Source organism: Mycoplasmopsis agassizii, assembly GCF_002276225.1.
Classification (GTDB): domain Bacteria; phylum Bacillota_I; class Bacilli_A; order Mycoplasmatales; family Metamycoplasmataceae; genus Mycoplasmopsis_B; species Mycoplasmopsis_B agassizii_A.
The window spans coordinates 19,408-44,576 of sequence record NZ_NQNY01000007.1 but is presented as its reverse complement, the minus strand read 5'-3'; the positions used below and the strand labels follow the sequence as shown (position 1 = coordinate 44,576).

24 protein-coding genes and 2 tRNA genes are annotated in these 25,169 nt (G+C 28.4%); 7 read left to right on the top strand and 19 right to left on the bottom strand.

Annotated features, from left to right (window positions below):
- Positions 1 to 13: 13 nt before the first annotated feature.
- Positions 14 to 508 carry a peroxiredoxin gene (locus tag CJJ23_RS02740; protein ID WP_095334836.1) on the bottom strand — a complete coding sequence of 165 codons (495 nt, stop codon included), beginning with the start codon at positions 506 to 508 and terminating at the stop codon, positions 14 to 16.
- A gap of 522 nt (positions 509 to 1,030) precedes the next feature.
- Here CJJ23_RS02740 and CJJ23_RS02735 point away from each other — a divergent pair.
- Entirely contained in the window at positions 1,031 to 1,213 is a 183-nt protein-coding gene (locus CJJ23_RS02735) for a hypothetical protein (protein ID WP_095334835.1), read from the top strand.
- A gap of 385 nt (positions 1,214 to 1,598) precedes the next feature.
- Here the strand turns inward: CJJ23_RS02735 and CJJ23_RS02730 are convergent, their stop codons facing one another.
- The 5 genes from CJJ23_RS02730 to CJJ23_RS02710 form a co-directional block, all read right to left on the bottom strand.
- Positions 1,599 to 1,790 (bottom strand): hypothetical protein, encoded by a 192-nt coding sequence (locus CJJ23_RS02730; protein WP_095334834.1) that lies wholly within the window; start codon positions 1,788 to 1,790, stop codon positions 1,599 to 1,601.
- Positions 1,791 to 1,867: 77 nt separating this feature from the next.
- Entirely contained in the window at positions 1,868 to 3,406 is a 1,539-nt protein-coding gene (locus CJJ23_RS02725) for an MAG5620 family putative phospho-sugar mutase (RefSeq protein ID WP_095334833.1), read from the bottom strand.
- A gap of 30 nt (positions 3,407 to 3,436) precedes the next feature.
- The gene (locus CJJ23_RS02720; RefSeq protein WP_095334832.1) at positions 3,437 to 5,272 is read right to left on the bottom strand and encodes an MIP family Ig-specific serine endopeptidase; all 1,836 of its coding nucleotides are present in this window, start codon (positions 5,270 to 5,272) and stop codon (positions 3,437 to 3,439) included.
- A gap of 126 nt (positions 5,273 to 5,398) precedes the next feature.
- The gene (gene gyrA, locus CJJ23_RS02715; protein ID WP_095334831.1) at positions 5,399 to 8,143 is read right to left on the bottom strand and encodes a DNA gyrase subunit A; all 2,745 of its coding nucleotides are present in this window, start codon (positions 8,141 to 8,143) and stop codon (positions 5,399 to 5,401) included.
- Positions 8,144 to 8,313: 170 nt separating this feature from the next.
- The gene (locus CJJ23_RS02710) at positions 8,314 to 8,541 is read right to left on the bottom strand and encodes a YneF family protein (protein WP_084232265.1); all 228 of its coding nucleotides are present in this window, start codon (positions 8,539 to 8,541) and stop codon (positions 8,314 to 8,316) included.
- Positions 8,542 to 8,632: 91 nt separating this feature from the next.
- Between CJJ23_RS02710 and CJJ23_RS02705 the strand changes: the two genes are divergently transcribed.
- The gene (locus CJJ23_RS02705) at positions 8,633 to 9,208 is read left to right on the top strand and encodes a thymidine kinase (RefSeq protein ID WP_095334830.1); all 576 of its coding nucleotides are present in this window, start codon (positions 8,633 to 8,635) and stop codon (positions 9,206 to 9,208) included.
- 8 nt (positions 9,209 to 9,216) lie between these two features.
- Here the strand turns inward: CJJ23_RS02705 and CJJ23_RS02700 are convergent.
- The 9 genes from CJJ23_RS02700 to asnA form a co-directional block, all read right to left on the bottom strand.
- Positions 9,217 to 9,292 (bottom strand) — tRNA-His (locus CJJ23_RS02700).
- 185 nt (positions 9,293 to 9,477) lie between these two features.
- Positions 9,478 to 10,386, bottom strand: a complete 909-nt coding sequence (locus CJJ23_RS02695; protein ID WP_095334829.1) for a hypothetical protein — start codon at positions 10,384 to 10,386, stop codon at positions 9,478 to 9,480.
- A gap of 2 nt (positions 10,387 to 10,388) precedes the next feature.
- Positions 10,389 to 11,024 carry a dTMP kinase gene (tmk, locus tag CJJ23_RS02690; RefSeq protein WP_095334828.1) on the bottom strand — a complete coding sequence of 212 codons (636 nt, stop codon included), beginning with the start codon at positions 11,022 to 11,024 and terminating at the stop codon, positions 10,389 to 10,391.
- A gap of 2 nt (positions 11,025 to 11,026) precedes the next feature.
- Complete coding sequence (locus CJJ23_RS02685) at positions 11,027 to 11,614, bottom strand: toprim domain-containing protein (protein ID WP_095334827.1); 588 nt, start codon at positions 11,612 to 11,614, stop codon at positions 11,027 to 11,029.
- Positions 11,615 to 11,616: 2 nt separating this feature from the next.
- The gene (locus tag CJJ23_RS02680; protein ID WP_095334826.1) at positions 11,617 to 11,904 is read right to left on the bottom strand and encodes a YbaB/EbfC family nucleoid-associated protein; all 288 of its coding nucleotides are present in this window, start codon (positions 11,902 to 11,904) and stop codon (positions 11,617 to 11,619) included.
- A gap of 3 nt (positions 11,905 to 11,907) precedes the next feature.
- Positions 11,908 to 14,271 carry a DNA polymerase III subunit gamma/tau gene (gene dnaX / locus CJJ23_RS02675; protein ID WP_095334825.1) on the bottom strand — a complete coding sequence of 788 codons (2,364 nt, stop codon included), beginning with the start codon at positions 14,269 to 14,271 and terminating at the stop codon, positions 11,908 to 11,910.
- A gap of 104 nt (positions 14,272 to 14,375) precedes the next feature.
- Complete coding sequence (locus CJJ23_RS02670; protein ID WP_095334824.1) at positions 14,376 to 15,371, bottom strand: YwaF family protein; 996 nt, start codon at positions 15,369 to 15,371, stop codon at positions 14,376 to 14,378.
- Between the two features lie 526 nt (positions 15,372 to 15,897).
- Positions 15,898 to 16,908 carry an SPFH domain-containing protein gene (locus tag CJJ23_RS02665; RefSeq protein ID WP_095334823.1) on the bottom strand — a complete coding sequence of 337 codons (1,011 nt, stop codon included), beginning with the start codon at positions 16,906 to 16,908 and terminating at the stop codon, positions 15,898 to 15,900.
- A 135-nt stretch (positions 16,909 to 17,043) separates the two neighbouring features.
- Positions 17,044 to 18,024 (bottom strand): aspartate--ammonia ligase, encoded by a 981-nt coding sequence (asnA, locus tag CJJ23_RS02660; RefSeq protein WP_095334822.1) that lies wholly within the window; start codon positions 18,022 to 18,024, stop codon positions 17,044 to 17,046.
- 284 nt (positions 18,025 to 18,308) lie between these two features.
- On the opposite strand from asnA, the gene CJJ23_RS02655 reads away from it, so the two are divergent.
- A complete protein-coding gene (locus CJJ23_RS02655; RefSeq protein WP_143823618.1) occupies positions 18,309 to 19,040 on the top strand; it encodes a hypothetical protein in 732 nt (243 codons plus the stop codon).
- A 353-nt stretch (positions 19,041 to 19,393) separates the two neighbouring features.
- On the opposite strand, the gene CJJ23_RS02650 is transcribed toward CJJ23_RS02655, so the two are convergent.
- Together CJJ23_RS02650 and CJJ23_RS02645 are read right to left on the bottom strand one after the other, a co-directional pair.
- Complete coding sequence (locus CJJ23_RS02650; protein WP_095334820.1) at positions 19,394 to 20,332, bottom strand: MSC_0882 family membrane protein; 939 nt, start codon at positions 20,330 to 20,332, stop codon at positions 19,394 to 19,396.
- A 113-nt stretch (positions 20,333 to 20,445) separates the two neighbouring features.
- Positions 20,446 to 21,510 carry a formate/nitrite transporter family protein gene (locus CJJ23_RS02645; RefSeq protein WP_095334819.1) on the bottom strand — a complete coding sequence of 355 codons (1,065 nt, stop codon included), beginning with the start codon at positions 21,508 to 21,510 and terminating at the stop codon, positions 20,446 to 20,448.
- Positions 21,511 to 21,623: 113 nt separating this feature from the next.
- Between CJJ23_RS02645 and CJJ23_RS02640 the strand changes: the two genes are divergently transcribed.
- From CJJ23_RS02640 to CJJ23_RS02625, 4 genes are all read left to right on the top strand, one after another.
- Positions 21,624 to 22,178 carry a hypothetical protein gene (locus tag CJJ23_RS02640; RefSeq protein WP_095334818.1) on the top strand — a complete coding sequence of 185 codons (555 nt, stop codon included), beginning with the start codon at positions 21,624 to 21,626 and terminating at the stop codon, positions 22,176 to 22,178.
- Positions 22,179 to 22,258: 80 nt separating this feature from the next.
- Positions 22,259 to 22,729, top strand: coding sequence for a DUF4231 domain-containing protein (locus CJJ23_RS02635; RefSeq protein WP_180738012.1), 471 nt, complete (start codon positions 22,259 to 22,261; stop codon positions 22,727 to 22,729).
- The gene (locus CJJ23_RS02630) at positions 22,722 to 23,186 is read left to right on the top strand and encodes a hypothetical protein (protein ID WP_095334816.1); all 465 of its coding nucleotides are present in this window, start codon (positions 22,722 to 22,724) and stop codon (positions 23,184 to 23,186) included. Before CJJ23_RS02635 ends, CJJ23_RS02630 begins: the two co-directional genes overlap by 8 nt.
- Before the next feature lie 43 nt (positions 23,187 to 23,229).
- A tRNA-Thr gene (locus tag CJJ23_RS02625) sits at positions 23,230 to 23,304 on the top strand.
- Between the two features lie 77 nt (positions 23,305 to 23,381).
- On the opposite strand, the gene CJJ23_RS02620 is transcribed toward CJJ23_RS02625, so the two are convergent.
- Together CJJ23_RS02620 and gltX are read right to left on the bottom strand one after the other, a co-directional pair.
- Positions 23,382 to 23,759, bottom strand: coding sequence for a hypothetical protein (locus CJJ23_RS02620; RefSeq protein ID WP_095334815.1), 378 nt, complete (start codon positions 23,757 to 23,759; stop codon positions 23,382 to 23,384).
- Positions 23,750 to 25,147, bottom strand: a complete 1,398-nt coding sequence (gltX, locus tag CJJ23_RS02615; protein ID WP_095334814.1) for a glutamate--tRNA ligase — start codon at positions 25,145 to 25,147, stop codon at positions 23,750 to 23,752. Before gltX ends, CJJ23_RS02620 begins: the two co-directional genes overlap by 10 nt.
- Positions 25,148 to 25,169 lie beyond the last annotated feature (22 nt).

The following is a 25,169-nucleotide window of genomic DNA, read 5'->3' as shown; positions in this document are numbered from 1 at the left end:
AAATTTTGAAGTTTTATTTAATTAGTTTATCTAGTTCAGTATTAACTTCTTCGAAGTTAATTTGATCATGAATGTTAGTATTAGCTGTGACAAATTTAACTACTGAATTTTCATCAACAATAATTACACCACGGTTTAATAAGTGTAGTTTATCAACTAGAAAACCAGTTTTTTTACCAAAATCTAGGTATCTTCAATCACTTAGAGTGTCAACATTTTCAACACCATGTGCTCCACATCAATCTGCTAATGTAAAAGGTAAGTCTAATGAAATTGAAACAACATCAACTTTATCAGCATACTTTTCAGCAATGATACTTAGACCACGAGTTTGTTCATCACAAACTTTAGTACTAATAGCAGGAAATGGTGAAACTACAGTCACTTTTTTTGCTTTAAAGTCAATTTCTTCTAAATCACGATTAACTGCTTTAAAAGATAGTTTTTCTCCTACTTTAATTAATTCTTTAACAGTATTGTATTTAACTTTTTTAAATTCTGTTTGCATTTATAAATCATTAATATCTCAATATTAATGAATCCTTTCTGAATATATATAATCATTATAAAACTTTTAAAAAAAGTAAAGCAATTAAATAAAAAAAATTTTATTTAATTAGATCAGTGCTTATAAGTTGTTACATGTGATTCTACTATTAATCATGATGAATTAATTGGAGTCATTCAAAACAGTTTTATTTTATAAAATCGCTAATTGGTTCATTCAAATGAAGCAATTTTTAATACTAATATGAAAAAAACTGAAAAAAATTAATAGCAATTTTCTTTAGTTATAATTAAGTAATATGAGTAATGAAAACCAGCAAAATTCAAAAAATGTAATTGCGATAAAACAGTTAAAGAACTAGATAAAGAATACGACCTTGAAGAAATAAAAAATCATCTAACTGCAGATGATCAAACAGGTAACATTCTTTATGAATATAGTGCTAAAGGAACACCTAAACAGTTTGAACCACCTATCGATCCACCAGGACAACCTGGTGGGGAGAATGGAAATGGAGAAAATTTGCAATGATGACAAAAGTGAACATTAGAAAAGATCAAAGAATCAGCAACAGCAACGGTTTCCATTTTACGACATGAAATGAAGCAAATGGAAAAAAGACAAGAAAAAAAGTTTGACGCTAAACTAGAAAAAGCTGCACATGAAATTCGTTCTGAGATGAAAGAAGGTTTTGCAAAAGCTTAAAAACAAAATAAAGATACAAATGATAAACTTGATATGATCTTAGAACTTATTAAAAGGAAAGATAAATAAAATATTTGATTAATAACTAACATAAAGTTGATTTTTGGTGTATTTCAAAGTAATAAAAAAGAGCCAAAAAAGCTCTTTTTCTCTGCCGCTTGTTTACAGCCCAATCCGATCACTTGAGGACATACTAGTTAGACAGTCTTATAAAATTCTTTCTCATATCTTATGCCTTTAGCAACTTCTATCACTGCAATGGGGCGTACTAGGTGATAGCTTTAACACTAATGCGGGGGATTATTTATACGCAAAATACGTACTATAAGTAATCATACAAAAAAATTAATTTTTTGTAAATTTTAAAGCAATTTAAAAATTTAAATTACTTTTTTAGTTTTTCTTTTGGAAACGTAAAGCGAAATGAACAATTTATTGACTCAACTGTTGATTCATCACAATTAATTTCTACCTTGGCATCATGTGGTATTTCTTCATCAAGTATCCTTAAAACTTCATCAAGGTCTTTAATGTTACTTTTTTTAAGAATTTTTTTAACTTTATCTTTTTGACTCATAATTTTCTCCTTAGTTTATTTAGTTATTTAATTATATATATTAAAGATCAATCTACAAACTGCAATCGCTAAAAAAATTACTCTTTTGCTTTAACTATTTTATGAATATGGTGGAAAACTGCTTTTGCACGTTTTGCCTTTTTGAAGTTTCTTTCATAAACTTCAACGAAAAGAATTTTCTTAAAAAATTCATATTCAATTTTAATTAAAATATTTTTTTCATAATCTTGAACAATAAAATAAGCAGGATTAACTGTCATAGTTCAACTTTTAAATTCTCCAGGAAATTTATTTTCATCAAAGTATGAAAGTAGTTTTTCAACTTGATGTAGTTCACTATGAAAAATATTTTTAATTACAAAAATAGGTTTATAAAGTTGGATTGATTGTTTAAAAACATTACCAATACTTCCTTTTTGAGTTTTGTAATAGTTTAATAATTCTGAAAAAACTACCAAAATTTGCAAGTGGTCAAAGTAGTCAATTAAGTTAGTGTTAAAGTTAAATTGATTATCTTTGTTGATTAAAAATAAGATGTCTTGTTGTGAAACTTCATTTTTATAATTTTGCTCAATCGCCAATCAATTAACTTCATATTTTTTAAAAATAGGATCGAGTAAAATTCCTAAATATTGAGGTAATACAATCACTTTATTTCTTAAATCTATTTTGCCTACTTTTTTATCTAATAGATAAAGGTCTAAAAATAAAGTTAGAAATTCAAACTTTTCTAGGAAATGCATTTTGCTTCCAACATTAATTGCGATGTTTAAAAATGTTGCACCACTATCACTTGAATATAGTAAATCAGCATCTGCTTTAATAGCAGAACGTGATAATTGCATGGTGTTATCAATTAAAGGAGCAAGTATTTTATTTGATGATACATAACGATATTCAAAATTTAAGGAACCTAAAATTTTGCTACTTAATTGTGCAAATGCTTGTGAGTTATGACTAAGTGCAATTATTAAATCCTTGACATCAGTTGCTCTTTTAGAAAGGCTTAAAACTTTTTTGCGATATTCATCAAAAATTGCAGTTTCTTTTAAATATAAAGGCGCTTTCATCATTTTATGGATATCCTGATTAGGGTCTAGTTTAAAAATATTTTCAGTTATTTTTTCATAAACTTCTAAAGCAATTGAATTAGCTTGCCCATCTAAAAAAGTAACCTTGTATTTGCGTTGTTCCTTAATATAATTCAAATAAATAGCAGCATCTAGGTTTATATTTTTATAAGTTTCATTAATAATGCTATTAACAACTTCAACTCTTTCAAAAAGAAATACTTTGAAATTTCTTTTTGAAAAAATCTGCTGAGCTAGTTCTGCATAGTAAGCTAAATCGCTATCGTTGTTATAAGCAACTAAAATATTTAAGTTAATATTTTCAGGAATTAAATTTAAAAAAGATTGGAAAACTAAAGACATAGTTAGTGTATTAAAACGGTTATAACCTAGTCCTTTTTCAAAACTAAAACCCCTTTCATTAAAGTAAGGTCTAGCAAAAAAATCTGGATATTTATCCAAATTTTTTTCAATGTTTTTAAGATGTGCTAATGTTTTTTTGTCATCAGCATAAAAATTTATTCAGTGTGCAAAAGTATTATTCATACTTTTTATTTTACATTATTAAAACAGATTTTAAACACCTTCAGGAAATAGTGCAGTTTTATAAATACCTTTATTTTCTTTATCAATAATTGCTTTTAAATTACTGCGATATGAAGTTGTTTGTTTTTCATTACCAGTTTTATCAAACAAGTTGTATTTGTATAAAATGATGTCTTTATTGGTGCTAGCTATTTTAACTTTTTCATCACGAGCCTGCACAAATAATTCATAAACACTAGCAGCAGAATCTCCTAATCCTGATGAACGATAATGGATTCCCAAAGGTAATCCATAATCTGTCATAACTAATGAGCCAGAAGCACCACCACCCATTTCTGAGAAGTTAGAACGAATTTGATAACCATAATAATCTATGTATCACTTTTTGAAAAAAGTTTCTAAACTAAGGGCATCTGGTTCTCATTTAATAATTGATTCTTCTTGTCTTGCATTCTTATAATCTGTAAAAGGATTATAAGAATCATTATTTCTAGCAATGGCTTTCAAATTCTTATTTGTTTCACTATATCTTGCTTCATTATTGTTTCATTTAATTTTTGCAAAACCACCTGAAACAGGATAACCTAAAATATAGACATTATCATATTCAGTTTTAGCGTTGTATTTTTCTGCTTCTTTTGCATTCTCTTCATTATCATGAAGAGCTGATGGAATGTCATATGTCACATAAGATCTATCACCATCATTATTTGGAAGTTTTTTAGTCTTAGCCAAGTTAATGGTTTCATCAACTGCCTTCATTGCATTTTTGATTCATGATTCAAATTCTGCATTGATTTTTTCATTAGTATCAGGTGCTCCTGTACCTTTATTTAGCACTTCTTTTTTACTTAGATCTACATCAACTGCAACGACTGCAAAATCCTTAAAAAAACCTAATTGATCAATACTTTTTCTATCAGAATCTGCTTGATATCTCGTACTTGAATTTCATTTTTCGTGCATATCTGAAAGTTGGTCACTAACTGATTTATCCATGAAATCTACGGCAGCAAAAATTAATCTAGGAGCTGCAGTTATTGCACTTATTTGGGTACCGATTTGATTACCTTTGTCACTATTAGTATAAAAATGTGCTAATGTAGTTTGTCTTTGATTATTTGCAAATTTAATGTTATTTTCTTCTTGATTTAAGGGGTTAAAAATAGGTGCTTCAGTTAATTTTCCTAAAGAAACATATTTAACTTCACCTGCTTTATTAGATGAATAATCTCAACCTGAATCTTTAAGTGGACTAGAGTTCCCTATTTCAGAAACTACGTGAACATTGGTTGCTAGATATAAGGTAATTTGATTTTCATCAACTTCATCCTTATGATAATCTAGTAATCATGATGTACCTCAATAGCTAGGTGCAGCAATTATGCCATCTTCCTGTTGAATGCTAAAACGTATTGAAAATGTTCTGTCATAAAGATTTTTATAAATCTCATTTGATGGAATTTTTGGGTCTATTTTAGTTTCAATTTCCTTGTTATTAACTTCTCTTAAAGTAGTCTGTAAATTTAGATTTTTGTCAATGTTATTTTTTGATATTGGATCTGAAACCCCGTTATTTGGGGGTGTTTCAGATTTTTGTCCTGTTCCTGGATCTTCACTTTTAGGTGGATTTGATTGCTCTGGATCACCATTTTTAGGTGGTATTCATGGTTTATCTGCTGGTGGTGTTGTTCCTGATCCACTAGGTGTTCCAGGATCTTGTGCTGGTGGAGTAGGTGTTGGATCAACAACTTTTCTAGGTGGCAGAGTTCCAGGGTCTTCAATTTGTGTACAAGCAATTAATGTTGCACTTAGTGCAACAGCAGAAACTAAAGAAGAACTTAAAAGTAATTTGAATTTTTTCATATCTTTAATTATCAGTGATATTTGTCAAAATAATCCAAATAGACTAACTTTAAATTATTTAAACCATTTATTGAATTTTTTTGATAGATAAAAAAATATGTTGCTTTTGGCAACATATCAATTTAATTAAATTTCATCTTGATCTTCTAAATTATCATCACTTGAAGGTGCTTCAGCAATCACACTTACAGGTGGATTATTTAGATCATTTAAAGATAATTCAGTTGTTCTTCTAATAATTTCTTCTTCAATTTTTTGAATATTTAAGATACCAACAGATTTAATTTTTTCATTATCTTTTAAACGAATAACACGCACACCTTTGGTAGCACGATTAACTGTTTCACTAACTTGTTCTAGTGAAGTTCTAATGGTAATTCCACTTGAATTAATAACTAAAACATCTTCGTTTCCGTTAACAAAACCTGCGTAAACTAAGTCACCTGCTTTTTGCACTTTTAAGGTCTGAACACCCTTAGCACCACGGCGTGTTTTACGATATTCATCAGCCGAAGTTTTCTTACCAAAACCATCAGCACCTAGGGCAAAAATTAAGTTACCTTCGCTTGAAGATGAGACAGCCACAACTTCTGCTTTTTCTGATAAAGTAATACCTTTAACCCCAGCAGCTGTTCTTCCCATTGACCTTACTTCAGTCACATCGAAGCGACAAATTTTTCCATCTGAAGAACCTAAAATTAATTCTTCACTATCACTTACAACCATGGCTCTGATTAATTCATCGCCATCTTTTAAGTTAACAGCAATTTTTCCATTTGCGTTAATACGTTCAAATAAACTTAAATTTGAACGTTTAACAATTCCGTTTTTAGTTACTGTTAATAAGAATTGATCTTCGTTATAAGCATCAGTTGTTAATCATGAAACAATTTTTTCTTTAGGATCGATTTGGACTAGATTAACAAACGGTGTTCCTTTAGCTTGCTTAGAAACTTCAGGTACCATGTGAGCTCTAATTCTAAAGACCTTACCAAAACTTGTAAAGATTAATAAGTCAGTATGAGTAGTTGTTGGTAGGATATCGCTAATATCGTCATCATCATATGTTTTAGCAGTTCTTACACCAACACCACCACGGTTTTGGACTTTGTATTCTTCTAAGGCAATGCGTTTTACATAACCTTTTACTGAACGAGTAAGCACAATATCTTTAACAGGAATTAAGTCTTCATCACTAATTGAACCAAATGCTTGTCCATCGATTTCAGTACGGCGAGCATCGTTATATTTAGCTTTAATTTCTTCTAGGTTTTTAATAATTAATTCTAATAACTTAGATTCATCGCCTAAGATATCTTTTAAATTATTAACAAACGCTTCTGTTTCAGCAATTTCTGCATCAGTTTTTTCAATTGATAAACCAGTTAAACGACCTAGTCTCATATCAACAATTGCTTTTGTCTGAATTTCACTTAAGTTAAATTCAGTTGCTAGTTTTGCACGAGCATCTTCATCAGCTCTTGATGAGCGGATAATGCTAATAACTTTATCGATATTTTGAGTAGCAATTCTTAATCCATGTAAGATATGTAATCTTGCTTCTGCTTTTTCTAGATCAAAAGTAAGTTCTCTTCTAGTAGTATCTTTTTGATGCTCAAGATAAACTTCTAAAGTTTTTCTCAATGTTAAAGTCTGAGGTACACCACCTACTAGTGCGACCATGTTGACATTGAAATTAATTTGTAAGTTAGTGTTTTTAAATAACTTATTTAAAACCACTTCAGGCACAAAACCACGTTTAATTTCTAGAACAACACGAATTCCTTTGTTGTTAGTTTCATCACGTAAATCGCTAATACCTTCAACTATTTTTTCTTTAACTAGGTAAGCAATTTTTTCAATAATTGAAGTCTTTTGCACACCATAAGGAATCTGACTAATAACGATACGGCTTTTACCACTATCAAAATGAGTAATCGCTGCTTTTGAACGTAAAGGAATAGATCCTTTACCTGTTTCAAAAGCATCATAAATACCTCTTGTACCTAAAATAATTCCACCTGTAGGAAAATCAGGTCCTTTGATATATTGCATTAACTCAGCAGTTGTAATTTCATTATTACGTGCATAAGCAATCGCTGCATCAATTGTTTCGCCTAAATTATGGGGAGCAATTGTGGTTGCCATTCCGACAGCAATACCTTGGCCACCTGAAACTAAAAGGTTAGGAAAACGAGCCGGTAAGACTGCAGGTTCTTTTTCACTACCATCATAGTTATCGACAAAATCAACAGCATTTTTCTTGATTCCATCTAGCATGTGGAAAGCAATTTTTGAAAGCCTTGCTTCTGTATAACGCATCGCAGCAGCTGCATCACCATCGATTGATCCAAAGTTACCGTGACCATCTACTAAAGGATAGCGCATTGAAAAATCTTGAGCCATCCTTACCATTGCTTCATAAACTGAACTATCACCATGGGGGTGGTACTTACCAAGTACATCCCCGACAATTCTCGCTGATTTTTTATGTGCTGATGTATGTAAAACGCCGATTTCGTGCATCCCGAATAAAATACGGCGATGTACGGGTTTTAACCCGTCACGTGCATCAGGTAAGGCACGAGAAACGATTACGCTCATTGCATATTCTAAGAAAGAAATTTGCATCTCGTTAGAAACAAAACGTGGAGAAATCCCATTAACTGTTTCATCAATGATTTGTGATTGAACTTGATACTCTTCTTTAGCAGCAGGATTTTCTTCTTCAGCTTCTTCTACTTCTTTAGATTTTTTAGGAGCCTTTTTATTTTCTTCAAAAACAACTTTTAAATCATCTTCAGGAATTTCAAAGGTTCCTGTTTTTTTGCGGTCTTCGTCTTGACCGTCATGGTTATTATCTAAACTCATATAACACCTTAAAAATAATATTTAACAAAATTAATTTGCATTATTTAAATTATAAACTAAGACAACTTTTAAACAGGAAAATTTTTCGCTTTATTGTGATTTTTTTCATAATTATTTGCAGTTGATTTTTAAGCTTAAAAATCAAAAAAATCCGTATGAAAACGGATTTTCTATTTTGCGTTTTGCATTGAACGCATTACTTGTTTAATGCGTGCTTCGCTAGCTTTTACACCCATTTGATTAAACATGACACGAATCATGCTTTCATTAATAGGAGGGTTTTCTCGTAGTTGTTTTTCAAAGATTTTTTTAGTTACAAAAAAGGCTGTGATACCCCCAACTAAAAGAAATAAGATTGATAGTCCAACGATCAGACCAATTGCTAAACCTAATTCCATTTATGCTCCTAGTAAAAAAATTTTATTAGTTCTTATTATACATAAAATAACAATGTAATATTAAATTATATAGATATATGAAAGAGGTAATATGTATCCACAATATACGCCAGGGGCGATTGAAGTTATCACTGGTCCAATGTTTTCAGGTAAAAGCGAAGAAATTCTTAAAAAGTTAAGAATTTTAAACCATGCACGACGCAAGGTTTTAGTTGTCAAACCTAGTTTTGACACACGCTTTGGTATTGATAAAATCAGATCAAGAGCAGGAATTGAAGTTAGTGCAACACCTGTTAATCATTCTGCCAAAATTTTAGAACTAGCCAAAGACTATGATGCAGTCATTATTGATGAAGCACATTTTTTTGATTTAGATTTAGTTAAAGTTGTTGAAGAACTTGCTAATCAGGGTAAATATGTTGTTGTATCAGGACTTGATACAAACTTTAAAAAAGAACCTTTTAAAGTAATTGCAAAACTACTTGCAGTTGCTGAACACATTACAAAATTAAAAGCAGTTTGTTCAAATTGTCAACAAGCAGCAACTACTACTTTTAGAACTATTCAAGATGATCAAGAAAACTTATTAGGTGATGATGACATTTATGAAGCAAGATGTCGTTCATGTCACATTTTAGGTACTAAACAAAAAAACCAAAAAAGGTAATAAAAAAATGGGGTGAATAACGGGATTCGAACCCGCGCGTGACGGGACCACAACCCGCTGCGTTGACCACTTCGCCATATTCACCACATGCGTTTAAAATTATATATTAATTTTTTTACAATAATATAAAAAAATTAAGTGTATATCTGATCTAATTTTAAAGGCTAATAAGTTAATTTATGAAGAACAAAAAAATCCAGTTTTAAAATTTGAAACTGGATTTTTGTTTTCATGTTTTACATTTTAAATTTAATTTTTAGAATATAAAATTAAATTTGTTCTTTATAAATATTAACTATTTGAGAAATTAAGATCTCTTTTGTAATGAAAAAATTTCTATATTTTTTAATCTTAAATAAAAAATCATCTATTGCTAAATTAACCTTAATATAAGGGATATTTTTTTCTCTCATTTTTGCTAAGACATCACTATTTTTTTTACCCATTTTTAAATCAAAACTTTGAGTTAAAACCTTGTAAAAAATTTTTAAAATATTTAAGGTTAATTCATATTTTGTTTTAGAAATTTCAAGATGTAAAAAATGAACTAGCTTATAAAAATTTTCATAACTATTTAAAAAAGCAGTTAAAGTTTTATTAATAATTTCTTCGGTTTTATCATTAAAATTTTGTTTTATTTGTTCGTAATTATCGAACAATTCTGCATATATTTCTGGGTAACGAGATTTGAAATTAAGGCTCTCTAAATAGAGCATCTTTTCTTTGAAAGATAAAGGTAAAATTGTGATGCTTTGACATCTTGATTTTATAGTTGAAAGAATTTTATGATAGTTATATGTTACGATGAATATATAACTATTTTCAGGCGCTTCTTCGATACTTTTTAATAATGAATTATTAAAAGCATTTGAAGCATTTTCGATTTCTTTTATGATAAAAATATTTGGTTTATTTGCAACCAAAGTTGTCTTAAATAATTTCTCTAAAACTTCAACTAAATTATTTTTTACTAAGTCTTCTTTGACATCATCTAATAATAAAATATTATTTGAAATAAGACTCTTATCTAATTTTTCATAATTAGAATTATTTAAACTATTGACTAAAAATAATAAAGGCTCATCCACATTTGTATTTGGACTCGCCTTAAAAATAATGGCGTGTGAAACCATTTTATTATTTACAATATTTCTTAAATAGTCAATATTTTGATTCATTTTTATTTACCCATTTTTTTAAATTTATCAAGTGTCTTAATTTTGTCCATAATTATTTTGACAATTTCTTCGACACTTAATTTGCCATCAATTACTAAAAAGCGCTCACGATCTTCATTAATTAATTTTCAATAACCTTCATAAGTTCGCTTATAAAAATCTTGACTCTGTGTTTCTAAACGGTCGGTCGTTTCACGCTTTTCACGCCTGTTGCGTGTTTCTTCATAAGTGATATCAATAAAGATTGTTAAGTCAGGTTTGTACTTACCAATTACTAATTCGGTTAAATCTTTTGTTCACTTAATCCCTAATTCACGACCATAACCTTGATAAGCATAAAATGAATCAATGTAACGATCACAAATAATTATTTTATTTTCATAGTTAGGTTCAATTACTCTATCGATATGAATTCTTCTCGAAGCAGAATATAAAAGAGCCTCAGAAATATTACTTAAACGGCTATGACTATCCAAGATAACTTCTCTAATTTTTTCAGCTTCAATAATTCCTGCTCCACCTGGTTCTCTTGTGAAGATGAAATTTTTTTCTAAACCTAATCCAACTAATTCATTAAAAATTGAATTAGCAATTGTAGTTTTTCCTGAACCATCTAAACCTTCTAAAGTGATTAACATCTTTAACCTTTCACTCGATTTGTAACTGCGCTTTTTAAAGTAATATTATCGATATAATCGATGTCACTATTAACTGGAATCCCTAGTGCTAATCTAGTAATTTTAATATCATGATCAGCAAATAAATTTTTAATATATGTAATAGTAATTTCACCATTTAAAGTCGGTGAAATTGCTAAAATAATTTCTTCAATTTTATATTTTTCAACAAAATTTATTAATTGATCTTTTCAAGCAATAGATGCAATCTGATTTCTAATTTTTAATAAAGGATTGCTTACAAAAAAATAGCCATGATAATTTTCAATACTTGCAAACTTAAAAATATTTTGTGATGATTCAGAAATCAAAAGACTCTTATCTAAATTAGTATTTAAGCAGTAAGTGCAGATAGGCATTTCTTGAAATAAATTACATGATTTACAATACTGATTCTTAGCTCTTGCTTCATTTAAAATGGCAGTAAAATCTTCAATTTCTTTTTCACTTAATTTTAAAAAATCATTAGCTAATTTTGCTGCTGATCTTTTGCTAACTGAATCTAACTTAGTTAAACTTTCAACTAAATTTTCAAACGTTTTCGAAGCCATTATTAAAAAGGAAAATTCTTAGCTTCTGCTTCGATTGCGTCGTAAGCCGCATCAATTTTTTCAAGTACTTCATTAACAGCAATTTGAATCATTGTTTCTAATGTTTCAGGATCTTCAGGATCAATTAAGGCATCATCAATTTTAATTTCTTTTAATTGTCTCATACCATTGAAGGTAACTTTAATGCCTTGTTTTTCAACAGTAAAATTTTCTTGTTGAACTTTCTTTTCTCTTTTTTCCATTTCAGCTTGCATTTTTTTTGCAAGCTTCATCATTTCATTATTATTCATAATTTACTCCTTGTTTAAATCATCTCCGAAGATATTAATTAAGGTTTCTTCAGGATCAATTTTCTTCTTATTTTCTTTTAAAGGTTGAGGCTTAAGTTCGCTCATATATTTATCACGATTAATTTTTCAATCGTTTTTTGCTTCGGTAATTAAATTACTTGTTGCGACAAAAACATGTTTATTTTCTTTAAAGATACTGTAAATTAAATCGTAGAATTTAGGGTCTTCGACTTTCTCTAATGTTGAGAAAACAACGTTATCATCATCACTAGTTAGGATAACAAAATTTTCTCCTGATGTTACAAATTTTAATTTGCTAAAAAGATATTCATAATCTTTAAATCTGATATTTTCAAAATGTGAACGGCGATTTCGATAACTTTCTTTTTCATATTCACCAGCATCTTTTGAATGTCTTAGTTTAAATAAATTAATTAAATCAGATTTTGAATGAACATCTTTTGTAACTAAATTAATTGCTAAATTATTTAAGTCAATTTTTGTATCAGTTTTATTAAAACTATTTGTTTCAGTGTTAGAAAAATCTAGTGTGTTATTTAAAGTATCACCTTTAAATTGGGGCTTCATTGAAGTAGTTGCCATTTGTGTTTCATCTATTTTTAAAACAGGTTCATTTAAAATAACTGTATCCACTAATTCAGCGGTATCAGAAGAAACTTTATCTTCTTTAAGTGTGTTAAATGCATTAATGTTTTCGTTGAAATTTGATGAAATCAATTCGTTGTTATTAACTAAATCAGTATCGATTAAAATTTCATTTGTAGAAATGAAATTTTCCTGAGTATCCATATAATCATTTGATTCATTAATTGATGAAATAAAGTCATTAGTTTGCTTTAATAAGTCGGTGCTAGTTGCTTCAAAATTACTTGTTTTAGGTGCAATCGTTGGTGCTGTTTTTGGTTGCTCCTTAACTTTAATTCTTTGAGTTTCTTGAAATTCAATTGGTTTAACAACTTGATCATCTTGCACACCAACGATATCAAAAATCGAATCTTTTTCAGGTGGAGTTTGAATTCCACGTAAATCATCAGTATCAATTTGAATTGATTTTGTACTAGCAATTTCAACATCTGCTAAATCACTTGCTTTACTATTTGAAACACTTTTTACAAAACTTCCAAAAACATTTAATGAAGAAGTTTTTGGAGCGTTGCTAATTTCATCATCAACTTTGACATTTTGAATTACTTTAAAGCGATTTTGATTATCTTCAGCTTTGATTTCTTTCAAACGTTTTTCCATTTCAGTTGTTGAAAAAACTTGAGTTTTTAAATTTAAATCACCTAAATGATTATGAATTCGAATCACTAAAATTTCTAGTAAATCAAAAGGTGTATTTGAAGTATAAAGTCTTTCAAAAGTTTGAATTGCAAAGTCTAATAAATCATAAGCAGTTTTAGTTGTAAAATAAAATTGTTTCTTTTGGTCAAAAGTTAAGACACTATTAAATTCATCAGTATTGGTTTTACTCATCAAAATAAAATCTTTAATAATAGCAATAATATTGTTTAATAAATATTCTGCATTAGCACCCGAATTATTTAAATTATGAAGCATTTTCATTGCTTTTGCTAAATCATTTGAAGCAAAATTTAATAAGTCAATAACTGTTTCATATGAAGTAATTCCAAAGGCTGAAATTAGCGACTGAATGGTAATATGTTTATTTCCATAAACTGATGCTTGATCAGCAATTGATAAAGCATCACGCAATGACCCATTTGCTAATTTAACAATATAATTTAATGATTGTTCATCAAATTCAATATGTTCTTTAATCAAAATATCTTGAAGATGCATTTTCAAAATTGTGTTACTAATTCTTCTAAAGTTTAGTCGTTGCACTCTACTTAAAATTGTTGCAGGAATTTTATTAGCTTCAGTTGTTGCTAAAATAAAAACACTATGTTTGGGTGCTTCTTCTAATGTCTTTAAAAAAGCATTAAATGCAGCCTTAGAAAGCATATGAACTTCATCGATGATAAATACTTTATATTTACCATTTAAGGGCATTGAAATGGCATCATCGTTAATACGGCGAATATCATCAGCACCATTATTAGAAGCTGCATCTAATTCAGTAATATCAAGATTTGATGCTAATTTATCAACACAAATTTGGCAAGGGTTTTGGCTATCAATTTTGTGGATACAATTAATTGCGTTTGCAAAAATCTTGGCAATCGATGTTTTACCAGTTCCATGTGGTCCACTGAATAAATAAGCATGCACTAATTTATCGTTTTCGAGAATATTTTTCAAAGTTGTAACAACTGCGTCTTGACCTTTTACTTCATCAAAAGTTGTAGGACGATAGACACGATATAACGCTTGATATGACATAACACTTCCTTCTATTAATTTATTTAATTATATTATGATGTAGTCTTTTTTTAGTTAATATAAATATTAAATTTAATAAAAAAACAGAATTAAATTCTGCTGATTTATCTAGTTTTGGTTAACCATATTTTGCACTTTAAAAATTGTTTTTTTACATTAATTATAAAGTTTCATTCAGGGTTTAATTGATGGTATGGATAATATTTTTTAAATGCCTTATCTATGTAGTAATAAATAATTGAAATTAATCAATTTGTAAATGTAAACAAAATTAGATAGGTAATTAAATTATATGGTCATAAGGTTAAAGGTTTTGCAAATCCCGATAAAGTTGGATTATATCTATCTGGTGCTAAATAAGCATAATTTGAAATTCAAATTTCATCTACAGTTTCACTTGAACTAGCTAATGAGATATTAATTATAAAAACTGAAATTAAATAAATTCAAATAACTATAAATGAATAAATTAAAGTTTTGAAAGTTAATTTTGGTCTATATAAAATCAATAACATTCATGGTACAATAACGTTAAAAATATGAACAAAATAATAGTCTCAAAAAACATAACTGTCTGCACCTCAATGAACTTCTATTCCTGCATATGCTTCAGGTCTAGGTCCTAAATCAGGATTTGTTAAAGCAAGAAATCCAGTTGCTATCGAAGGTAAAAATAAAAAGTAAGTGTAAGAACTTGATTTAACTTTTCCAACTGAAAATAAAACTACAATTAATAAAACCATCGAAATACGAGTTCAATGAAGTGGTACTAATTCTCAAATTCTTGGATAAATAGGAAGATCAGTATTTACGATTGAATTTGTAAAAATCAAAATCCTAAAAAAGAAAATAAAAACTAAAAAAGATGCAATGATAATTCATCATCAATTTGTTTTAAAATAAAACATTGATTTTGATTTTGCATTTTGTTGTTGTAAGTAAATATAACTATCATATTTACGCTTAATGTATGGTGTAAAAAATGAAACTACAACCATTGCTAAAAGTGCAACAACTATAAGTGCGATCATTAATATTTTTTGTCCACCTGCAAAAATTGTATTATTTCCTGCTCAGCTAAAAAAGTTGTAATTATTCATGTATTAAAGTTTATTAAATTTTCAAATTATTTTGAAAATATTTAAAAAATATTATTAATGAGCCAATTTTTCAAAAAAAAGTATATATGTACCCGTTTTCAGAATAAAAAACTAATTTTTGAATATCTGAAAATATTATGTAAATCATTTTATTTTAAATTTATTTGCTTTGCAAAAGTTTTTAAATTTATTGACATTATTTTTTTTCAAAAAATAAAATTGTTCTAATTAGATTTTACTCATTGATAACATTTTATACTTGTAATCTAAAATTGAATTTAATAACTATTTATTTTTATTTTGCTACATATATTTTTTAAAAATATGAAAGCATAATTTAATTATTTTAGAAAATGAATGGTAAATATTTTAAAATTAAATATATAGCTATTTTTAAAAATTATGAATCTATCTTTTTCTAAAACAGGCATTAAAATTTAATTGATAAAACACCTAATAATTTTTATACAAAATTTTAAAATAAGGCAATAAAAAGAGTCATATTTATGACCCTTAATTTTTAAAATTATTTAGTTTCTTCTATTAATTCATTTAAATTAATATGGTGATTATTTGAATGATTTTTAGCTTCATCTTTTGAATCAAATAGGGTTGCAAAAGTTGACATGCTTCTTGCAGTTGAAGCTAAATCAGGTGGAATAATAATTTTAGTTGCATTACCATTTGCTAATGTATCAATTTTATCTAAAGCAATTCATTGAAGAATTTTTTGGTCAACGCCTGCTGCTTTTAAAAGTTCAACATAACGTCTTCTTCCTTCACCTTCTAAAATTATTTTTTCTTTATTAGCTTCTGCTTCAAGGCGAATTTTTTCTTGGTTAGCTTCAGCTTCTAAAATAGTTTTTTGTTTATTAGCTTCAGCTAAATATTTAATTGCTTCACTATCTCCAAGTGCTCTTTCAATTTTTGAAGTTTTATATCCTTCTGCTTCAGTTATGATTGCTGACTTATCTCTTTCAGCTTGCAATAGTTTTTCCATTGCTTGTAAAATTGAAGCAGGTGGAGCAATTTCTTTTAATTCAACACGGTTAACTTTAACACCTCATGCATCACTAGCAACATCTAAGATTTGAGTTAATTCTCCATTAATTCTATTTCTAGATGTTAATGTTTCATCAACTGTAATATTTCCCAAAAAGTTACGTAAGGTTGTTGCTACTAAGTTTTCAATCGCTAACACAGCGTTTTCAACTCCATAAAAATATTTTTGTGGATCCATGATTTGTAAGTATGTAACTGTATCAACTCGCATGGTAACGTTATCTTTGGTAATAACGTTTTGTGCAGGGAAATCAATCACCTTCTCACGAATAGTTTCTTTTAAAACTATTCGATCGATTACAGGAATCATAAAGTGAATTCCTGCTTGTCAACTCTTTTTAAATTTACCAAGTCTTTCAACCATAAAAAAACTTGCTTGTGGAACGATCTTGATTGACAGTGCTAAAAATAAAATTATAGATCCTATAATTAGTACTGCAATGATGATTCCAGCTATTTGGCCGCCATCTAACATTCGACACCTCTTTTTCTCTTGTTATTTACTTTTAAATTATATTCCAAATTAAATTAATCTCAAAAATATTATTTGCTTGGAAGTTCATAAAACTTTAAAAAATACGCTCTTAAAAAGGAGCGTAAATTTTAAAAACTATAATAATTTGATACCTTTAGCTAAAGCAGTTTTAATTTCTGCTTCACTTCAATAAGATACTTGAACCTCACCAATATGAGCCTTTTCTAATAAGAACATGCATAGTCTTGATTGACCGATTCCTCCACCAATTGTAAGAGGTAATTGGTTTTCAATTACTCCTTTGTGATAAGGACTAATACTTGCAACTTCATTACTTGATTTATTTGCTTGTTTTACAATTGAAGTACTATCGACTCTGATTCCCATGCTGCTTAGTTCTAAAGCACGGTCTAAAACAGGATGATAAACAATTAAATCTCCATTTAAATTTCAATCATCGTAGTCAAAAGCACGACCCGAATGTTTAACACCACTTTTTAAGCTGTAACCAACTCCGATGACAAAAAATGCTTTAACTTTTCTAGCAAATTGGTGCTCTCTTTGCTCAGGATTTAAGTCTGGATAAAGATCTTCTAATTCTTGAGCAGTGATAAAAGTCAACTCATCAGGCAACTTAATTTCTAGGTTGTAATATTCACTTTTAAGTAAATATTCCATGCGTTTGATTTGATGATAAATTGATTTAACTGTCATTTTTAAGTAATTTAAATTACGGTCTTGAACATTAATAACTTTTTCTCAATCTCACTGATCAACATAAAATGAGTGTACTTCATCTAGATCTTCAGCTCTTCTAATAGCGTTCATGTCTGTATAAATTCCAGTGTTTTCTTGAAATTCATAAACCTTTAATGAATGTCGTTTTCACTTTGCTAAAGAGTGTACGATTTCCACTGTCGTGTCAATATTTTTGAATTGAAAACTAACTGGTGTTTCACCATTTAGTCCATCATTTAAACCAGTTTTAGGGTCTAAGAATAAAGGTGCAGTTGCTCTTGTTAAATGTAATTCTTGAGATAAATATTTTGGAAAAACACTTTTAATTAAGCCAATTGCTACCTGAGTTTGATTGATATCTAATTTTGTTTTGTACATTATTCTCCATTTTTAATTCGATATAAATATTAGTAAATAATAAACTACAAAAGCCATTTTTGTTATAGATATTTTAGTTTTGCGTAAAAACTAAAGTAATTTGCAAAAACAAAAGCAGTTTTTAAGTCTGTTTTTATAATATAAATTATTTTAACATCAAATTTTTATCATTTATAACAGTGGGTTAGATAATTTAAGCATAATTAATTAGTGCTTTTTAAAAAATAATTAAGATATTTCAATTTTCATTGATATTTTAAAATACTGTTAAAATTGGCTCAATAATGCATAAGAAAAAATTGATTTTATACGGAACCTTAGCAGCTGTTTCTGCTGTTGCAATTGTCGCTGCTTCTGTTACAGCAGTGGTAGTTACAAAAAGTATTAATGCAGAACAAATTGCTGAAAATATTAAAAGAATTCAACAGCTTGCCACTGATATTGGTAATGCTGATTTTAGTGGCACTTTAGAAAAAGCAGGTCAGGTTGTTCAGGAATTAAACTCAAAAATTGGAGCAGAAACAACTCAACAAATAATGAATTATTTGGCTAATAATTGAGATTCAGAAATTGTTACAGATATTTTGTCAGCAATTAGTAATATTGGAACAAATAATACAACAAGTGGTAGTTATACTTTTGCAGATTCAAGTGGAAATCAGCATGGTATTTCACTTTCAGCAGAAAATGGAAGTCAATTCATAACTATTGATGGTACAAAAATTAATTTAACCCAATTATTTGGCGCAAATACTTCTACTTCTTCATCAAATAATCAACAAGGCAGAACAACCATCCAACAAACTAATACATCAAATACAACTGATACAAATAGCAATCAGCAAACTAATTCAGGTAGCACAAGTAATTCTAATGTAAATAACTCTTCAAATAATCAACAAAATAATTCATCTAACGAGCAATCAGATGAACAAGATTCAGATCAAGATGATGACGATGAAGATTCATCAAGCGGATGAAGTTGATGAAATTGATTTCGCAGAAATAGATCTTAAAAAATAGTTTATATATTATACCATATTTTGGCTATTTTAAGCCTTCCTTACTAAAACAAAGCGCTTTTTGCAAAAATTTTTGCAGATATTTCATAATTATTATGTTTTATGTAATCAAGAGCATAAAACAGTTGCAAAGAGACAACTTCAAAATATAGGTCAAAATATGAATTATATTTATTCTTGAACAAACCCCAAATAGGATCAAAATTGGTTCTATTGTACTCTTTAATTTATAAATTTATATATTCTTTTCTAATATATTCCCGCTTTCAAAGCGGGTTCTTTTTATGCTTTTTAAATTTTTTTAAGCATAAAAAAATAGCAAAAGTTTTTGCTATTAAAATTATTTTTTAAGTTGCTAAAGCAGAAATTTGCTTACGTTTTTTAATCACTTGATAAATTAAATATGCAGCAGGAATTATTATTAAAATCAGGTTCAAAATTAAAAAGGTTGTAAATCAAATTTTTCTAGTTTTACTTACTCATTTTTGGCTAGTTTCAACATCTGCTAGTTGTGATTTTGCAAAAAAACTTTCAATATCCATTTTGCGTTTTTTTCTAACAAGAAAAAAAACAATGTGACTCAAAATTCAAGCAAGTAGAATTGTGACAAATAAAGTAACGACTAAATCAGGATCGATAAAAGCATTTTTAATTCAGATATTTCAAGTAATTGGTAAGTAAACTCCACCTGGTTCACCAATTGATCAATCAGCATTTTTTAGACCAAAAAGAATTGCTACAAATAAGCCTCCAAATCATAATAAGTGAATTGTGATTCAATTATGATTAACCTGACCAACGATCAAACGTTTATATAAATTATCAATATAAGCTGGTGAAGAATAATCTTCATTTTTTAAATTATTACGATATTGTTCCATCGATCTTTTGATCGAGCTAAAGTCGATAGAGACTGAAATTATTTTTGCAAAAGCTGCAAAAATTACTAAAGCAGTAATAATATAAATCGCTATTAAAGGCTGTAAAGTCGTATTTTCAGCGACATTAAAAGTTAATTCTTGCTTAATTGTTGGTGTCAGTAATAAATCAGGGCGAATTGTATTAACAATAATTATGGCTGCCATTGTCAAAATGATCATTGATAAAGCAACCATCATAAAAACATCAAAAAACCTTTCAAAGCGAAAAACTCGATATAACCCATTAGGAATAATCTCGTTAGGTGGCTTTTGAAAAGTAGTTGTTTCAAGATAAATCTTTTGCATCTGTTCACTAGGTGTGATGATGTTAATGGTTGAAGTATCATTGAGTGGTTTGATGTTCATATTTTTAATTATAGCAAAAGCATGCTAAAGAAATTTTTATAAATTATTTTGTAATTTATAAAAAAAGCAGATGATTTATCTGCTTTGTTTTGACTTGTTTAAAAAACTATTTTTTAGTGCTTATGATTTTTATGCGAAGCATGATTATGTTCCGTTTGGTTTGGGAACATTTTGCGCTTAATTTTTCTATAAGCAGTTCTGAAAGGGTTAAAAGTACTTTCAGTATTAAATTTACATGTTGCATCAAAAGGTGTGTAGAAGAAAGTTTTTTCACTTGATTCAATTTTTGTACCTTCTTCAGCCATTTTGAAAATTCCTAAGTTCAATAATCTTGATCCTGGTTTTACTTTGAACTTAATTAATAAGTAGTAAAGTCCTGGTAAGAATAAGGCTCCTGATAATCAGTTACCTAAAGCACTAGGGAAGAAGTTAATGTAAATTGCCCTTCCGATTCACTCTCCTGGTTCAGTTAATCAAGGTGCCACTCTGTCATTTGATAAAATAGCGAAAGCAAATACGATTGCATTTGAAACTACTAAGTTAAATCCTGTTAAAACAAATAAACCAAAAGGCAACATAATAATAGCGATTTTACCAACTGGGTTACTTGTTGCAAGTGAAGCTCAGATCATTCCAGCAACAATAATATTTGCGGCGAAAGAATTACCAATTACCATTCATCATTCTGTTTCAGTTTTTGCTTCAACAATAAAAGCAATTACCTTGATATCTCGAGCATTAAAGACATTTCCTCATCACATTACAAAAGCGATTAAGAAACCTCCCATCACATTAGCAGTTAAAACAATTAATCATTTTCTAAACATTGTTCTAACTTTAATAACCTGTGAAAAAACAGCAATCATATTAATGCTGTCGCTAGCAAATAGGCTACCCCCTAGAAAGACTATTAAGACTACTCCGATTGGTAGCATGAATGATGCTAATAAAATTCCTCCAGGTTCAAAAGCAATTTGCTTGGCAGCACCTGCTGATGCTGCTAAAGCAATGCTTTCGGGAGTTAAAAATTGGGCTGCAACTTTAATATAGCCAACATAAGCAAGTCCCATGTAAACTGTACCAAGGATACCCATGATAACAATTCTCCATCAGACCATTGTTGCTTTTGCTGTCGAATAGTTTAATGCATTGTCAAAATTATCTTTATAATTATGCATATAATTTCCTGTTCAAATTAATATATAAATTGTAGATATTCTAAAATATATACATAATCATATTAGCACTATAGCAGGCTGATAATTACAAATAAGGAGAAACTGCAAAAAATATGAAAAAAACCACTCAAAATTTCACAGAAAGAGAGAAAGTTGAGATACTACACCAGTTTTTTGAGAAGAAATTAAAGATTTCTAAGAACAAAATGCTTACTTCAGCCATAAGTAACTCAATTTTGAACCTAGTATCGACTACAATCAGTATAATCATCTTAGTTTTAGCGATAGTAGCACTCATTTTTATTGTTAATAAACGTAATTCTTTAACTGCTGCAGATATTTCTGCAATTGAACGCAGTGCTTTTGTTGTTAATTTAGGAATTAGTTACTCAGATGCTATTCAACTTTCGATCATTACTTGTTCATTTATTATCATTAGCTTTTTTATAAATTTCTTTGTTCAATTTTTTACGATCAATCAGAAATTTAAAAGTTATCGTGGAGTCAATCGTGAACTATCTTACTTTTTAACTCACTTGAAATACGACTCAGAATATAAAGTTGAACAATTTATAAATGACTGTAACCAAACGATTGAATATTATTCTAAAAAGAAATTTTTAACTTTTAAACAGTTCATAATTAAAAAAATGAAAAGAGAATTATAATGAATTATTTTTTATTTTTTGAAGGCTATTATAAGAAAAGTAAAATCCATTTACATGTTTATAGAATTTTATTTTATCTTATGAACATCATAAGCTTTTTGCTTATTTTTTATACAGCAGTAATTTCTGTTTTACACTTAGCAGCCGTTACTTCATTAGGTTCATCTGCTCTTAGAACTGCAGCAGAAGGAACTTCATTAACAGATTTAGATATTGAATATAATAACGCTTTAATTTACCTTCGAAATTCAATTACTATTGGTGGAGCAAATACAAGTTCATACCCGATTTTTACGGCAATTATTTCTGCTGCATCATCAGCAATAATTGGTATGGTGGCTTTTTTTAGTGTTAATGATAAATATAAAAAAGCAAAGGTTAGAATTAGAGAATTAGAATATGAAAAAATGCTATATGAATTAAATTTAGCAGAGTATTCTGATCTTGAAACTAAGGATAAAAATCTTTATGAAGAGACAGTTAGAATTGTTAATTTTATAAGCGTTAAAATTACAAGACAGTCAAAATTAAGAAAGGAAAATAATGGCTAATTTAATGAAGTTTTTATTTAAAAATAATGATGATGATTCCTTATTAAATAAAGACCCTAAAAGAAAAGATGCATATCAAAAATATGAAGCTATTAGAGCGATAAATGAGAAGAAAGAAAAGCGTTCAAAAAATACATTTTTAGCTCTTCGTTTTTTACAATTATTTTTAAATTTTTCTTTGCTTATTTTAAACTTATTACAAATAAGATATAACATTTTTCCAGTTGAAACAATTGTCTTTTTTATTACAATTACAATCATGTTTGCTTTAATAACTTTTGTTGATTCAGTAATCTCTTTATTTGCTTTTAAAAATAGTATTAATTTTTTACAAGAAGAAAAAAAGTTAGCAGAATTAACATTGAGTGATATCAAGGGAAATAACTATCCACAAGAAATTGTCGAGATTTATGAAAGCATAGTTGAGACCCAAAATAAAAACGATACTGAATTATAAAAATTTTAAAAATTGTTTGCTAAATAATATAAAATTATTTAGTGCCGATATAGCTCAGGGGCAGAGCACATCCATGGTAAGGATGGGGTCGCTGGTTCAATTCCAGTTATCGGCACCATATCTAAACTATCGGTAAAACCGTGTTTTTAGACCAAATATAAAAAATAAACTTTGCTTGAAACAAAGTTTATTTTTTTACTCTTCAATTGAAATTGTTATGTGAAATTTTCCGATTTCATCACCACGAGTACTTAATAATTCATATTTGAATTCAAATAAGTTTTCTTCTTTATTGTATTCTTTCATAAAGGTTACAATCGGCATAAATTTACCTTCAACGGGATATTCATTATCAACTGTTTCATCTAAAACTAGTTGAATTGAAGAAGGTCCGGCGATAATTAAAATTTCTTTTTCACCAAATTCAAAGCGATTTACAATCTTTCTTTCAGGATCAATAAATTCAATTACTTTCGCTCCCTCAAATTCATCTTCTTGCAATAAAGGTGCTTTAAAAGCGACTTCAAAATCATTTCCATTTTGAACAAAATTTGATTTAAAATTTACAGTCATTTTTTAATAACATTTTTAATAAATGTCTCTCCATATAAGTAAATTGAATTAGCTAATTCAGGCCCATGTTCTTTAAAAGTAAAAGCTCTTCTAATGCTCATAAATAAGGGTTTACCTTTTACATTTAAAAGTTTAGATGTTAGGTCAATTGCTGACTTAATATTTTCGTTTGTAAATTTAGTTTCAGATAAAAATTTGGCAAATGTTTTAATTACTTTTATTTCATCATCATTAAATTTTTGGTCAACAATTTTTGGCTCTAGATATTCTTTTAATTCATCTTCAATTTGTTTCACAGTTACCATATGTGGTTTATGAATTTTGACAAAAATTTCTAGTCAATTATCATCGTTTTTTAAGCGTCTTAATTTTTCAATAATAACTTCATCATTTTCTTTTTGTCAATATTGTTTTGAAAATCAATTCATTTTTTCAATGTCAAATTTAGAAGGTGATTTTGATAAACGAGATGGGTTAAAATCTTTAATTAAAGTTTCATGATTCATCACTTCTTTAGCGTCAGGATGAGTTCAACCTAGTAATGCTAAAAAGTTGAAAATTCCATCAGGATGATAACCTTCAATTTTATAATCTTCAATAAATTGTTTTAAAGATGTATCTCTTTTTGAAAGTTTTTTACCATCTTCATTAGTGATAATTGTTAAGTGTCCAAAGTTTGGGTGTTTTCATCCTAAAGCATCATAAACCATTAACTGTTTAGGTGTATTTGTGATATGTTCTTCACCACGAAGAACATCAGTGATGGCCATATCATGATCATCAATTACAACTGCAAAATTGTAGGTTGCAATTTTATTGCTTTTAATAATTACTCAGTCACCAATGTCATTTGAATCAAATGAAATTTCTCCTCTAACGCGGTCGTTTCATTTATAAATAATATTTGGCTTTGAAATTAAACGAATCACAAATTTGTGTTTAAGATCTCGTTTTTGTTTTTCTTCATCAGAAATTTTTAATCAGTTACGGTCATAACGAAATGAAGCAAGCCCTTTTGCTTCTGCTTCTTGTTTTTGTTTTTCTAGTTCTTCATCAGAATCATAAGCTTTATAAGCTAAACCATCTTGAATTAACTTTAAAGCTATTTCATAGTATCTATCAAATTTTTCGCTCTGGCGATAAGGTGCATAGTCAGGATTAGGTTTTAAAGGTGATTCATCAGCTTCAATTCCTAATCATCTTAAATTGTCAATTTGTGAGCTTTCACCGTTTTCAACATTACGCTCAATATCAGTATCCTCAATTCTGATAATAAAGTCACCATTTTTATTTTTTGCATATAAATAAGCAAAAAGGGCAGTTCTTGCCCCACCAATATGAAGGTAACCTGTCGGTGAAGGGGCATATCTAGTTCTAATTTTTTGCATGCTCAAATTTTAGCACATAAGT